Annotated in this window: 19 protein-coding genes; 18 read left to right on the top strand and 1 reads right to left on the bottom strand. The window is 66.2% G+C overall.

Features of this window, described 5'->3' with window-relative positions:
• Window positions 1–89 precede the first annotated feature (89 nt).
• The 4 genes from CCO03_RS17060 (at window position 90) to CCO03_RS17045 (ending at window position 2250) form a co-directional block, all read left to right on the top strand.
• The gene (locus tag CCO03_RS17060) at window positions 90–725 is read left to right on the top strand and encodes a hypothetical protein (protein WP_157667766.1); all 636 of its coding nucleotides are present in this window, start codon (window positions 90–92) and stop codon (window positions 723–725) included.
• Between the two features lie 8 nt (window positions 726–733).
• Window positions 734–1081 carry a RusA family crossover junction endodeoxyribonuclease gene (locus CCO03_RS17055; protein WP_205690329.1) on the top strand — a complete coding sequence of 116 codons (348 nt, stop codon included), beginning with the start codon at window positions 734–736 and terminating at the stop codon, window positions 1079–1081.
• A 285-nt stretch (window positions 1082–1366) separates the two neighbouring features.
• A complete protein-coding gene (locus CCO03_RS17050; RefSeq protein ID WP_236903915.1) occupies window positions 1367–1867 on the top strand; it encodes a DUF1367 family protein in 501 nt (166 codons plus the stop codon).
• A complete protein-coding gene (locus CCO03_RS17045; protein WP_157667764.1) occupies window positions 1867–2250 on the top strand; it encodes a nuclease domain-containing protein in 384 nt (127 codons plus the stop codon). Before CCO03_RS17050 ends, CCO03_RS17045 begins: the two co-directional genes overlap by 1 nt.
• 2 nt (window positions 2251–2252) lie before the next feature.
• Here the strand turns inward: CCO03_RS17045 and CCO03_RS17040 are convergent, their stop codons facing one another.
• Window positions 2253–2720: a hypothetical protein gene (locus CCO03_RS17040; RefSeq protein ID WP_087283012.1), complete on the bottom strand. Its 468-nt coding sequence runs from the start codon at window positions 2718–2720 to the stop codon at window positions 2253–2255.
• Window positions 2721–2844: 124 nt separating this feature from the next.
• Between CCO03_RS17040 and CCO03_RS17035 the strand changes: the two genes are divergently transcribed.
• The 14 genes from CCO03_RS17035 to CCO03_RS16975 all read left to right on the top strand — a co-directional run bounded on the left by CCO03_RS17035 (window position 2845) and on the right by CCO03_RS16975 (window position 13080).
• The gene (locus CCO03_RS17035) at window positions 2845–3216 is read left to right on the top strand and encodes a hypothetical protein (protein ID WP_157667763.1); all 372 of its coding nucleotides are present in this window, start codon (window positions 2845–2847) and stop codon (window positions 3214–3216) included.
• The gene (locus CCO03_RS17030) at window positions 3216–3863 is read left to right on the top strand and encodes a hypothetical protein (protein ID WP_087283008.1); all 648 of its coding nucleotides are present in this window, start codon (window positions 3216–3218) and stop codon (window positions 3861–3863) included. Before CCO03_RS17035 ends, CCO03_RS17030 begins: the two co-directional genes overlap by 1 nt.
• Window positions 3860–4132 carry a hypothetical protein gene (locus CCO03_RS19945; protein WP_157667762.1) on the top strand — a complete coding sequence of 91 codons (273 nt, stop codon included), beginning with the start codon at window positions 3860–3862 and terminating at the stop codon, window positions 4130–4132. Before CCO03_RS17030 ends, CCO03_RS19945 begins: the two co-directional genes overlap by 4 nt.
• The gene (locus tag CCO03_RS17025; protein WP_087283006.1) at window positions 4129–5706 is read left to right on the top strand and encodes a terminase; all 1578 of its coding nucleotides are present in this window, start codon (window positions 4129–4131) and stop codon (window positions 5704–5706) included. The genes CCO03_RS19945 and CCO03_RS17025 overlap by 4 nt, the downstream gene beginning before the upstream one ends.
• Entirely contained in the window at window positions 5703–5888 is a 186-nt protein-coding gene (locus CCO03_RS17020; protein WP_087283004.1) for a hypothetical protein, read from the top strand. The genes CCO03_RS17025 and CCO03_RS17020 overlap by 4 nt, the downstream gene beginning before the upstream one ends.
• 22 nt (window positions 5889–5910) lie before the next feature.
• Complete coding sequence (locus tag CCO03_RS17015) at window positions 5911–6402, top strand: hypothetical protein (RefSeq protein ID WP_157667761.1); 492 nt, start codon at window positions 5911–5913, stop codon at window positions 6400–6402.
• Window positions 6402–8771, top strand: coding sequence for a portal protein (locus CCO03_RS17010; RefSeq protein WP_087283000.1), 2370 nt, complete (start codon window positions 6402–6404; stop codon window positions 8769–8771). Before CCO03_RS17015 ends, CCO03_RS17010 begins: the two co-directional genes overlap by 1 nt.
• A gap of 11 nt (window positions 8772–8782) precedes the next feature.
• A complete protein-coding gene (locus tag CCO03_RS17005; RefSeq protein WP_087282998.1) occupies window positions 8783–9670 on the top strand; it encodes a hypothetical protein in 888 nt (295 codons plus the stop codon).
• Entirely contained in the window at window positions 9667–9867 is a 201-nt protein-coding gene (locus CCO03_RS17000; RefSeq protein WP_087282996.1) for a hypothetical protein, read from the top strand. Before CCO03_RS17005 ends, CCO03_RS17000 begins: the two co-directional genes overlap by 4 nt.
• 121 nt (window positions 9868–9988) lie before the next feature.
• Complete coding sequence (locus CCO03_RS16995) at window positions 9989–11113, top strand: N4-gp56 family major capsid protein (RefSeq protein ID WP_087282994.1); 1125 nt, start codon at window positions 9989–9991, stop codon at window positions 11111–11113.
• Window positions 11114–11176: 63 nt separating this feature from the next.
• Complete coding sequence (locus CCO03_RS16990; protein ID WP_087282992.1) at window positions 11177–11602, top strand: hypothetical protein; 426 nt, start codon at window positions 11177–11179, stop codon at window positions 11600–11602.
• Between the two features lie 7 nt (window positions 11603–11609).
• On the top strand, window positions 11610–11864 hold the full coding sequence (locus CCO03_RS16985) for a hypothetical protein (protein WP_157667760.1): 255 nt from the start codon (window positions 11610–11612) through the stop codon (window positions 11862–11864).
• Window positions 11864–12424 carry a hypothetical protein gene (locus CCO03_RS16980; protein WP_087282988.1) on the top strand — a complete coding sequence of 187 codons (561 nt, stop codon included), beginning with the start codon at window positions 11864–11866 and terminating at the stop codon, window positions 12422–12424. The genes CCO03_RS16985 and CCO03_RS16980 overlap by 1 nt, the downstream gene beginning before the upstream one ends.
• Window positions 12421–13080, top strand: coding sequence for a phage adaptor protein (locus CCO03_RS16975; RefSeq protein ID WP_087282986.1), 660 nt, complete (start codon window positions 12421–12423; stop codon window positions 13078–13080). The genes CCO03_RS16980 and CCO03_RS16975 overlap by 4 nt, the downstream gene beginning before the upstream one ends.
• The last annotated feature ends 89 nt before the right edge of the window (window positions 13081–13169 follow it).

Here is a 13169-nt window from a genome sequence, read left to right as displayed (position 1 = left end):
TGCATGGCATTCCGCGAGGACGAGAGCCATCGATTTTTCAACCCGGCGTGCCTGCACTGCGGCGCGCGAATGATTCAGGTACTGCAGCGATGTTTGAGGAAGCCAAGGGATGTGATTGCGGCGCGGTGCCGCCAGGTGCTGGTGGAGTGGGGCACGCACGGTCACAGGGAAAGCGAGTTAAGGGCGCTCGCCAAGGAGCAGGCGTGGGTGTTATCAAGGCGATGACCGAGCGGCAGCGGGCCGCAACGCTGGCGCGCATCCGCCTGAACTGCGCGCCCACGGAGGATGGCCACCTGGTGTATCGCAGCAAGCGCAAGGCGGGCCCGTTGGTGCACGTGACCGACGACCAGGGCGTGATCCAGCGGGTGGGCCTGTACCGGGCGGCGTGGATGCTGGAGGGTAAGGCGCAGCATGCCGGGATGAACGTCTACCCGGCATGCGGGGTGGATGGCTGCATTGCGCACCTGGCCAAGCGGTCGGTGTCGGCGACGCAGGCAGCGCTGGCCAACCGGGTGGACCGCAAGACGCACGCGATTCGGTGCGCGCTGGCCCAAGGGCGGCGCAGCAAGGTGTCGCCGGAGATGGCCGCCGCCATCCGCGCGGGTGGCGATCTGGCGGCGCTGGCCAAGGAGGCGGGCATTTCGCTGAGCTACGCCAGCGCGATCCGGCGTGGCGACTATCGCAAGCCGTTGGCGGCATCGCCCTGGTCCGGGTTGGGGGTGTGATGGAGCTGATGTTGCCCTGGCCACCCAAGGAGTTGAGCCCGAATGCGCGCAGCCACTGGGCGGTGCTCGCGCGGGCGAAGAAGGCCTATCGCGCGGCCTGCGCCACCCAGGCGCGGGCTCAAGGTGTGCGGCGCCAGGAGGCAGCCCGCCTGCACCTGTCGCTGGTGTTCTACCCGCCCAGCCGGCGCGCGTTCGATCTGGACAACGCGCTGGCGCGCATGAAGTCGGGCCTGGACGGGTTGGCCGACGTGCTGGGGGTGGATGACCGGCACTGGAGCCTGAGCATTGCGGGGGCCGACCAGGTGGGTGGGTATGTGAAGGTGGAGGTGACGGGATGCCTGCCGACGACACCCTGAGCCAGGCGCCCAGCGCGCGCCATGGCAGCGCGGCTCTGCCGTACCCGTGCCATGCCCGTGCCGAGCCTGTGCGCGCGCCATGGTCCCTCGACTACGGCTACTGCAGGCACAGCCTGGATCTGCTGGCAGGTGCCGGCGACGGGCGATGCCCGCAGGCGTGCCCACACAAGGCGCCGCAGCAGGTGGCGGTGAAGTTCGACAAGCTGTTCCGCTGGCACGGCGCAGCTGCAGCGGCCCAATGGGCAAGGGGGCGACGTGGCAAGGATTGAGTTGGTCCGGATGGACATGGGGCCGATCCCCGCGGCTGACGCGGAGGCTGCGCGCCGCGTGATCTTCGGTGCCGTGGATGGCCTGGGCGAGAAGGGCAAGCGCCAGTGGCGCCGGCTGTGGGCCTCGATCTTTCGGCTGGAGCCGGGCGAGATCGTGGAGATCGTCAGCCACAAGGCGCGCAGCGGCCCGTTTCACCGCCGGCACATGGCGATGGAGCAGGCGCTGTTTGAGGCGCAGGAGCGGTTCGAGCAGTTCCGCAGCTTTCGCGACTGGCTGAAGGTGGGGGCAGGCCACGTGGAGTGGTTCCCCGGGCCTAAGGGGGGCGTGATTCCCGTGCCGAACTCGATCAGCTACGCCGAGCTGGAGGACAACGACATGCGCGAGGTGCACGTGCAGATGGTGCGATTCCTGCGCACCGAGCACGCGCAGCGCACGCTGTGGCCAGGCATCAAGGACCCGGTGAAGCGGGCCGATGCGATGAATGCATTTTTGATGGGGTTTGACGAATGGGCGTGATGTTCACCCAGTTGCTGAAGGAGGAGGCGCACCGCAACCGCGCCCTGCTGGACATGGCGCGCGAGCGGCCGTGCCTGATGCGGGTCAAGGGGGTGTGCCGCAATGGCATGCAGACCACGGTGGCCGCCCACAGCAACCAAGCCAAGCATGGCAAGGGCGCGATGCGCAAGGCGAACGACGAGTGGTCGGTGTGGGCGTGCTACCCGTGCCACGTGTGGCTGGATCAGGGCATGGCCAGTCGCGAGGCGAAGCGCAAGGCCTTCGATGAGGCGCACGCCCGTCAGGTGCGAGCCTGGGAGAAGGTGGCCGCGGATCCGAGTGAGAAGGCCCAGAGCCGGGAGGCGGCGCGCTGGGCGTTGGGGCAGCTAGCGCGACCGCATTGAATTCACCTGCCAAAGTTCTCGGGCAGGTCAAGAAAGCTCTCATTCTGCGGGTCAATAACGAGCCGCCCGCTCTTGATGAACATCATGCCCATGATGACTTGATAAGCCCGGGTGTCGCCATCGAATGGAAGGGCGGCAACCCGCATTGGCAATGGCTTCATACCAGGGATGTGAAGAAAAACGGCGTACTCATCAAGCACTTGATCGCCCTGAGCAGTTCTCGTGACGGCTTTGCTTGGACCAATCTTCTGCGCGCCGATCTGGACCAGGAATTTCTTATCAGCCCAGATGGTGTCGGCGCCTGTGTCTACCAGAGCAAGGGCGTTGTGTGGCGGGTTTCGCGTGACGGTTCCATCGGCCGAAGCCACCGGCATGGCCGAGATGCCTATTGAGACAACAGGCGAGACGTAGGAGTCGGGGACGTGCTCCCATCCTGGGCGGAGAGCGAGTGTGACGGGGATGCGGATCATGGTTTAAGGGTGGGTTGAAAGTGTCAAATTTTGAGGCACGCGAAGTGTGAAAAAGGGCTTGCGCCCCCCAGATGTCTGATTAAGTTCACCTGTCATTGCACACAAGGCGCACGACGCGCAGCACATGACAGATCAACCCATCACGGTGTTGCCACGACCTGAGACGGTGGTGTGGCATCCATCCCCAGAAGCCGCGCTGTACGCGGCACTCCCCAGTGTCATTGGCCGCGGCCCGACCGCGGACGAGGTGTCCCTCACGCAAGAGTGCGGGTACTTCGTGTGCCTGCTTGACGATGGCAGCCAGCTGCATGGCTGGATCACGCCGGGGGCCAGTTACCTGGAGGCGCTGGGGGAGACAGCTTCGGAGTTGGCCAGGGTGCACGCAGAGAGCATCACGACGCATGACTTCGTGGGCGCGGTGGCGGTGCTGGCTGCTGACCTGATGGCGTCCAGCCCGTTCTTCGCGCAGGCCACCAAGCAGGGGGTGAGGCACTGATGGCTGCGATTGACTGGGAGCGCATTGAGCTGGACTACCGTGCGGGCATCAAGACCCTGCGCCAGATCGCGGAGGAGCACGGCATCACCCATGGCGCCATCAACAAGCGTGCAAAGCGGGATGGATGGGTGCGTGACCTGTCCCAGAAGATCCAGGCTAAGGCCGATGCCTTGGTATCCAAGGCGGCGGTATCCAGTGAGGTATCCAGGGAATCCAAGTTCACCGAAAGGCAGGTGGTTGACGCCAATGCACAGACGGTGGCCGATGTCCGCCTGGCCCATCGCCATGACATCCACCGGGCGCGCAGGCTGACCAATGCACTCCTGTCCGAGTTGGAGCAGCAGACGGATCCCCAAACGCTTGCGCTGCTGAGCGACCTGGGTGATGCGCTGCGCAATCCTGACGAGCGCGGCAACGACAAGCTCAACGACCTGTACCAAGCCATCATCAGCCTGCCCGAGCGCAGCAAGACGCTGAAGGTGTTGGCCGAGAGCCTGCAGAAGCTGGTGGACATGGAGCGCACGGCGTTTGGCATGGACAAGGAGCCGCCGCGCGAGGCCAGCCAACTGGGCGAGTGGCTGGCCGCCATGGGCGTCTCGGGCCGCAGTGCGCTGCCGGTGGTCAAGGACGCGGAGGGCGACGCATGAGTAATCGTGCAGCACGCAATTGGCGCAAACGCCACAACCGGATGAACCGCTTGGTGTTCGAGCTGCGTGAGGTGGGGCGGAGCTGTGGTGTGTGCGCCGACCTTTGGGACTTCGGCACTCGGCTGCGCATCGCCGTACGCATTGGTGAGAAGCGGTATGCGCTTGATGTGCCTGAGCCTTTTGCTCGTGTGGGGAGCGGCAGATCAAAGGATTTGCGGAGCGCTGCAGCCAGCATCTGCGCCCAAGCACTGGCGGAGCTACAAGCGTGAGCGACCGCGTGCAACTGCCTCACGACTTTGTGCCCGCCACGGAGGCCGAGCTGGCGATGTGCCTGGCCGACCCGATGTGGCGCATCTGTTCGGGGCAGCTCTACCAGATCATGCTCAAGTCGGATGACGGCGAGGAGGGCGGCAACGTGGCGCCTTTCAAGCCGAACCGCGCACAGCGCCGGCTGATTTCGCGGCTGTGGCATCGCAATCTCATCCTGAAAGCCAGGCAGCTTGGCTTCACCACGCTCGTGGCCATCCTGTGGCTGGATCACGCGCTGTTCAATGGCAACCAGCGCTGCGGGATCATTGCGCAGGATCTGGACACGGCCAAGGCGCTGTTCCGCGACAAGGTGAAGTTCGCCTACGAGCGGTTGCCGACCTGGCTGCGCGAGCAGATGCCCTTGGCGCGCGAGAGCGCTGACGAGCTGCTGTTCGCCAACAACAGCTCCATCCGCGTGGCCACCAGCATGCGGGGCGGCACGATTCACCGCCTGCACATCAGCGAGTTCGGGAAGATCGGCGCGAAGTATCCCGAGAAGGCCAAGGAGGTCATCACCGGCTCGCTGCCCGCGGTGCCGCTGGATGGCATCACGGTGATCGAGTCCACGGCCGAAGGTGCCGAAGGCGAGTTCCATAAGCTGACGATGCGCGCGCTGGCTCAGGCCGAGGCCGGCAAGCAGCTCAACCCGCGCGACTACCGCCTGCACTTCTTCGCCTGGTGGGATGAGCCGACCTACACGCTCGATGACGACAGCGTGGTGCTGACGCCTGACGACATCGAGTACTTCGAGATGGTGGAGGGGCTGATTGGCCGCGAGCTGTCGCAGGGGCAGCGCTGTTGGTATGTGGCCACGCGCGAGGCGGACTTCTCGGGCGACGAGGAGCGGATGTGGCAGGAGTACCCCAGCTTCCCGCCCGAAGCGTTCCAGATCAGCCAGCTGGGCACCTACTACGCCAAGCAGTTGACCCGCGTGCGCAAGGAGAAGCGCATCGGCGTGTTCCCGCATGTGGATGGCGTGCCGGTCAACACCTTCTGGGACATCGGCGCCGGCGACGGCACGGCGATCTGGCTGCACCAGCGCATTGGCGGCGAAGACCGGTTCATCGGCTTCATCGAGGACTGGGAGCAGGGCTACAGCCACTTCATCACCGAACTGCAGAAGCTGGGCTACCTGTGGGGCACGCACTACCTGCCGCACGACGCGGACCACAAGCGTCAGCAGGGCGCCCGCGTGGTGTCGGCGAAGGAAGAGCTGGAGGGTATGGGCCTGGGGGGTGACTGGCATGTGGTGCCACGGGTCGATGACGTGACCCACGGCATCCGCCTGACGCGCAAGGCGTTCAGCACCGCCACGTTCCACGAGGCCACCTGCAAAAAGGGGCTGGCCCACCTGGCCGCGTACCGCAAGACATGGAGCGAGCGCGGCAACTGCTGGCTGGGCAAGCCGTTGCACGACGAGCACAGCGAAGGGGCCGATGCGTTCCGGCAGTACGGCCAGATGTACGAGGAGCTGCCCAAGGGCTTCGCTCGCGTCACCAAATCCAAACGACCAACCAACTGGAGGGTTGCATGAATCCGTCGAACACCGATGCCCCCGAGCTGTTGAGGCTGCCCGTGGTGGACATGGCCGCCCCTGACGGCGCCTCAACAAACGGGCAGGTGCGCCAGCCCGGCGCGCCGGGCTGCAGCTATTGCGGCGGCGCCATTCGGCCTGACGGCTACTGCAAGCCCTGCATGAAGTGGGGCGCCGAGTGATCGGCATCAACAAGGACCGCACATGACCCAAACAGCAACCCTTCTTGGCCCCAGTGGCACGCCCTTTGTGGACCTGGGCGGTGGCCGCGCCTGGAAACAGCGCGTCAAGGGCGACATCGTGGTGAGCTTCCAGTGGCTGGAGCTGTGGAAGCTGGGCGATGAGACGGCGCCCCATGAGCCTGAGCCGTGCCTGGTGCTGTTCTCGGCGCACCGCCGCATGGACGCCGGCGCCTATGTGATTCCGCAGCGCAACGCCTTCATGTTCGCCACGAACAAGGGGCAGCCCACGCAGCACCTGTGCCTGGCCGCGGCAAAGGCGGCGGCAACGCTGGGATTCAGCCTGACGGACCGCAGCGCGGCCACGCGAATCGTGGACATCGTGCTCGATGAGTTGGCGGAGCTGATCTACATGCCCATCGAGCAGCCCGACGCCTTGACCACCCAGCGGCCGGTGAGCGGCATCGAGGCGAGCGTGAAGGTGGGCGGCCAGGTGATCCATGAGGAGGTGGTGTGATGTTTGAAGTGCGCGACGAGCACCGAAAGACCGACCCGCGCGAGCGGCGTGACGACCTGGCCGAGCTGGACGAGGCCACACGCGAGGACGAGCGCAGCGGCGAAGCCAGCCAGGGCATGGACGAGGCAACGCTGGCCCGGCACCGCACCCTCATGGACCTGATGCGCTACGAGGGTGACCGCCAGGCCGAGGAACGCCAGCAGATGCAGATCGATGAGGACTACCAAGACCATCTGCAGTGGCGGCCCGAGGATGCGATGGTGCTGATGGAGCGTGGCCAGGCGCCGCTGGTCTACAACCAGGGCCGGCTGACGCTGGACTGGGTGGGCGGCATGGAAAAGCGCATGCGCAAGGACTACAAGGTCTTGCCGCGCGAGCGCGACGACGAGCAGGCGGCCGAGATCAAGACCAAGCTCATCAAGTACACGGACGACGTGAACGACACGGTGCACCACCGCAGCAAGGCGTTCAAGCAGGCGGCGGTGGCAGGCCTGAGCTGGCTGGAGGAGGGGCTGAACCCCGACCCGGAGCGCGAGTTGATCTACTCGGGCACCGAGGACTGGCGCAATGTGCTGCGCGACAGCCACAGCCGGAACCTCGACTACAACGTGGACGCGCGCTACCTGTTTCGCCGCAAGGTGGTGGACGCCGATTGGGCGCTGGCGCTGCTGCCGCACGCGGCCGAGGTGATTCGGGCCGAGGCGACGGACTATGGCCAGCACGGGGACGTGGACGACGAGTGGTATGTGGGCGAGCGCCTGACCAGCGCAGCCCAGACCGAGTGGGGCACCTCCCTCAACAGCAACATGCCGTTCATGCAGCGCAGCGGCATGTATGAGCACAGCGCGCCCCGCACGTCGGTGGAGCTGATCGAGTGCTGGTACAAGGTGCCCGAGCGCGTGAAGGTGTTCACCGAGGGCGAGTTCGCGGGCCAGATTGCCCAGGCCACCAATCCCCTGCATGCGGAGATGCTGGCCAGCGCCCAGGAGGCGCAGCGCGCCATCTACTACGAGGCCGTGAAGATGCGCATGCGGGTGATGATCTGCACGCGCAATGCGCCGTTGCTGGACATGGCCAGCCCGTTCAAGCATCAGCGCTTTTTGCTCGTGCCGGTGTGGGCCTATCGCCGGGCCCGTGATGGCATGGCCTATGGCATCTGGCGGGCGATGCGCGACATTCAGGACGACCTGAACAAGCGGCAGAGCAAGGCGCTGTGGTCGCTGTCGAACAACCAGATCATCGTGGAGAACGGGGCCGTCGAGGACATCGAGGAGCTGCGCCAGGAGGCGAGCCGGCCCGATGGCATCTTGCTCGTGAAGAACGCGGGCAAGCGGCTGGAGTTCCGCGAGAACCTGAACGACATGAGCGCCAACCTGAACATGGCGCAGCGCGACATCCAGATGATGCGCGATGTGGGCGGGGTGACGAACGAGAACCTGGGCCAGGACACGAACGCCACCAGTGGCCGCGCCATCGGCATGAAGCAGGACCAGGGCCAGCTGACGACGGCTGAGCTGTTCGACAACCTGCTGCTATCCATCAAGCACGCGGGGCGACTGCGCCTGTCGCACATCGAGCAGTTCTACAGCGGGCCCAAGGTGCTGCGCATCGTGGGGGAGGCTCAGCCCATCGAATGGCTGGAGGTCAACCAGATTGACCCGGCGACGGGGCGGGTGCTCAACGACATCACGGCGCGCGAGGCTGACTTCATCGTGGACACGCAGGACTACCGCGCCTCGCTGGCCCAGGCCGCCATGGAGCAGGTGTTCGACCTGCTGGGGAAGATCGCGACCTTTGCGCCGCAAATGGTGCTGTCGCTGCTGGACCTGGTGGTGGAGACGGTGGACGTGCGCGGCAAGGACGAGTGGGTGGCGCGCATCCGCAAGCTCAACGGTCAGCGCGACCCGACCAAGCCGCTGACGCCCGAGGAGGAGCAGGCCCAACTGCAGGCCGCGCAGGCGCAGCAAAAGCAGCAGCAGATTGCCGACCTGACGGCCGAGGCCGCGCTGGCCAAGCTGCAGGCCGAGGTCGCCAAGATCCAGGCCGACGCCAGCCGGCTGTCTGCGGACGAGAAGTTGAAGTTCGCCCAGGGGGTGAAGGCCAACATGGAGACGCTGTTCAGCGCCATGCAGGCAGGCCAGGTGGTGGTGCTGAACCCCACCGTCGCGCCCGTTGCCGACGAGCTGGCGGCCAGCACCGGATTCCAAGACATGAATGGGCAGCCGACGCCCATGCCGCAGCCAAGTCCGGTGGATGCCGCCGGCTTGCCTGCCGACCCTGCACTTGCTCGCGGCCCCAGTGCGGCGACTGGCGCGCAACGAGGCATCCACACCGTAACCCCGGCTGACAACCAGCCACCCATGATTTGAAGGAGAGCGCAATGCCTGGAACCGATTTCACCGACTTGACCGAGGAAGACCTGGCGCAGCTCAGCGCCGAAGAACGCGCGTTCGTGGAGTCCGAGCGCGAGGACGGGGGTGATGAGCCCGACGAGCCCGAGGCTGGCGAGGGTGCCGATGCCGACGAGGGCGCAGCCGATGAGCCGGAGCAGGAGGGTGAACCTGGCGCTGAGGCCGAGGACAGCCCCGAGCCGGCCGCTGCCAACGCGTTGGCGCCCCTGACGCCCGTCGATGCCGACGACGAGATTGCGCGGTTGAATGCCGAGCGCAAGACCGCCCTGGACCGCACGATGAATGGCGATCTGGACCCTGAGGAGTACGCCCGGATCGACGCGGAAACGCTGGCCAAGATCCTGGAGATCAGCCAGAAGAAGGCGGCCGATCTCGCGATGCAGCAAATCACGGTGCAGCAGATGCAGGCGGACTTTGACCGCCAGCGCACCGACACGCTGGCGCAGCTGAAGGCGTTGGGCCTGGACGTCAGCGACGCGACCGTGCAGGCGGACTTCACGCGGCTGACGGCCATGTTCAGCAACGAGGCGGCCGAGCGAGGCGTGAACGACTTGCCGGGCAACCTGGCCAATGCCAACTACGCGCTCAAAGAGGCGGCAGCACTGATGCAGGTGCGCCACAGCCTGACGCCCAAGCTTGCCGCCGCGCCGCCGACGCCGCCCAAGCAGGGCAAGCGCGAGTTCGACCGCTCCACCATCCCGCCCACCCTGGCCAACGTGCCGGCTGCGGCCGTGCCGCAGGTGTCGGGCGAGTTCGACCACCTGAACGCCCTGGCCAGCGCGGGCGACTACACCTCGCTGGAGCGCGCCGTGGCGCGCCTGACCCCCGAACAACAGCAACGCTGGGCCGATCAATGACCACGACCACCGCACCGAACGCCACGCACGCCGCGCGCGCCAAGAACACCAACACCCTGATCCGTACGCTGCGGCCCGGCGAGTCCATCGAGGTGGAGGGCAAGGTCCGCATCGTGGCCGAGCAGCTGTCGGGTCGGCGCATCGGTGTGCGGCTGGAGATGGAGCCCAGCACCGTGGTGCGAAAAAACTTGCACTAGGGTATTGACTGCGCGAGATGTCTGATTACGTTTCGCAGTCAAGGCCGCAAGGCTGATCTTTTGGTGGAGTTCCACCGTCCTGCGCAAGAGGCGCTTCCCCGTGTAAGGAGGGGGGTGCCTCATGTCTCAAACTTTCGTCGGGGTCAACGACCCGCAAGCCGTCAAAAAGTGGTCCACGTTGATGAACGTGGCCATCAACAAGTCGAGCTACTGGAGCAAGCGATTTGTGGGCGAGGGCAAGACCGCGCGTCTGCCCATTCAGCGCATTGACGACCTGACCAGCGGCGCGGGCGACGAAGTGACCGTCGATCTGCTGATGCCCTTGGCCATGGAGCCGCGCGTGGGCGACCAGGAGCTGTCGGGCCAGGAAGCGAACCTGCGCTACTACACGGACCGCCTGCGCATCGACCAGATCCGCGGCGGCGTGAACCAGGGTTCACGCATGACCAAGAAGCGCACGCTGCGCAACCTGCGCGAGGATGCCCGCCAGGCCAGCGCTGACTGGTGGATGCGCCTGTGGGATGAGTTGTACTTCATCTACCTGTCGGGCTCGCTGGGCGATGGCGGCGGCATGCTCTGGCGCGCGAACAACCCGATGTTCGACGTGAACCCGCTGTCGGCGCCCGATGCCGAGCATCATCTGTTGCCGCAAGGCGTGGCCAGCGCCGCGGCCCTGACGGCGACCGACACCATGACGCTGCGCATGATCGACCGTGCCGCCGTGAAGGCCGAAACCATGGGTGGCGACGGCAGCGACGAGCTGTCGATGATCCCCGTGCGCGTGGAAGGTGGCGAGCACTACATCCACCTGATGCACCCCTGGCAGGCCGATGCGCTGCGCCAGAACGCGAACCCGGGTGGCTGGCTCGACATCCAGAAGGCGGCTGCGGCTGCCGAAGGCCGGGCCAGCCCGATCTTCCACGGCACGCTGGGCATGCACAACAACGTGGTGCTGCACAAGCACCGCAACGTGATCCGCTTCAGCGACGGCGGCGTGGGTGGCGATGTGCCCTATGCGCGTTCGCTGTTTCTGGGCGCCCAGGCGGCCATGGTGGCCTTCGGCGACAACGAGAGCGGCACCCGCTACAAGTGGACCGAGGAAAAGCGCGACCACGACAACTACGTGTCGATTGGCACCCACTCGGTCGCTGGCGTCAAGAAGTCCACCTACAAGTCCAAGGACGGCAAGGTGACGCGCGACTTTGGCGTGTTCGCGGTGGACACGGCGGTGGTCAACCCGGTTTAAGCCGGCTCGATGCGATGCGCCGCCGCTGTGCGGCGCCCTACCTGAATCGAATCTGGAGCAAACATGTCCCTCATCAAATCCGAAGTGGCCGCGGGCCGCGACAACACCAAGGTGCCGACGTGCGTGGGCATCACGAGCGCGCCGGTGCGCGTCGAGTTCGCCGTGAACCCGGCGGCCAATGACATCGTGGAGCTGGAGACGCTGGAGCCTGGCGTGCTGGTGGCTGATGTGCGCATCATTTCCGGCCTGGGCGGCACCGTGGAGGCCACCCTGGGCGAGCTGAACGCGGCCGGCACGGATGTGGCCGTGGTGTACGAGGCGGGCCTGTCGCTGGCTGCTGGGGTGACCCGCGGCGCTGGCACGGGCGTGGGCCTGACCACGGCGAATGCCAAGCAATCGCGCGTGATTGGCTTGAAGCTGACCACGGTCACGACGCCCGACACCGTGGGCAAGCCGCTCATTGTCGAGCTGGGCCTGATTCGTCAGTGAGGTGGCCATGGCCAAAGTGATTGCATTCCGCCGAAGCGCCGCCTTTGCCGTGACGCTGCTCGGCCTGAGCATCGCCTTCAAGCCCGATGACGACGGCGTGGTGTCGGCAGAGGTGACGCATGGCGAGGCGCTGGATCGCTTCGCGGCCATCGCGTCGGACTACCGCGTGGTGGCCGAGACGCCCGCCGTGGTCAAGGCCGAGCCTGACCCGGCAACCGCTCAGCCCAAATCCAAGGCCGGCGACGCCAAGAAGGCGAGCTGATGGCCAGCTGGAGCGCGCTGTTCCCTGACCTGCTGCCCATGATTCCGCCCGGCAGGGCTGAGCCATTGGTGGAACGTCAGTTGATGCGCGCCACCCAGGAGCTGTGCCAGGCCACGCGCCTGTGGCGTGTGGTGCTGGATCCAGTGCTGACCGTTGCGGGCGAGCGGGAGTACGACATCGAGTTTCCGGGCGCGAACGAGTTGGTGCGCCTGGAAGCTGCCAAGCTGGGCGGGTGCGATGTGCCGGTCTGGCGGCATGGCGACGGCCAGGGACGGCGCATCAAGACCTTGAACACCAAGACGGTGGCGCTGTCGTTCGGGCCCGGCGACGGCGAGGAGTTGGTGCTGGACGTGAGCCTGAAGCCCAGCGCCCGCGCCTCCGGCGTGGACGACTGGATCTTGGACCAGTATGCGGACACCATCGTGAAGGGGGCGGCTGCGCGGCTGACGGGTGACGCCGGGATGCTGCAGCTGTTCCATGATGAGCTGGACACCATCAACACGCGGGTGTGGCGCGGCCATGCCGCCGCGCGCCCGCGCACCCGAGGGAGTCAGTTTTGATCGACGGAACCGAGCTGCTGGCCAAGCTGCGCATCGAGCTGCAGGACCCGGACGGCACGCGCTGGCCGGATGCGGCCGACTGCCTGAATCGGGCGGCGGCGGAAATCACCGTGCACCGCAGCGATCTGTTCAGCAGCACGGTGACGCATGCGTTGATCGCTGGCGCCCGGCAGACGCTGCCCGACTCGGCTTTCCGCCTGGTGGAGGTGATCTGCAACGAGGATGGCGCGCCGGTGACCTTGTGCGAGTCGCGCCGGGAAATGGACATGGCGGCACCCGGCTGGATGAAGTCCGCGCCCCGTGCGCAGGTGCGCCAGTACATGTACGACCTGCGCGAGCCTGCGGTGTTCTACGTCTACCCGCCGGCCCAGGGCGGCATCAAGCTGGACATGATCGTCACGCGCAGACCGGCACTGCTGGCTGCGGATGGAACTGGAGCCATCGACATCGATCCCATTTTCGAGGGGGCGTTGCTCAAGGGTGGGGTGTGGCAGGCGATGTCGCGTGACGCCGAGTATGCGGAGAATGCCGCGGTGGTGAACGCGGCCTATGCGGCGTTCGCGGCCACGCTGACCGGCGACATCCGCACGTCGCTGTTGCAGTCCCCCAAGGCGCGGGGCACCGCCGACAAGGCCGAGATTCGCGCGAACGCTTGAGCTGTGGCTGCCTGGCGCTGATGGACGCGCCCAAGGAGCGGTGCTGCGGGCCGCGCTAGAGGGAATGAAACATTGGTAACATTTAAGCC

Origin of the sequence: Comamonas serinivorans (assembly GCF_002158865.1) — a bacterium.
Classification (GTDB): Bacteria; Pseudomonadota; Gammaproteobacteria; order Burkholderiales; family Burkholderiaceae_C; genus Comamonas_E; species Comamonas_E serinivorans.
This window is presented reverse-complemented; position numbering and strand designations above follow the sequence as displayed.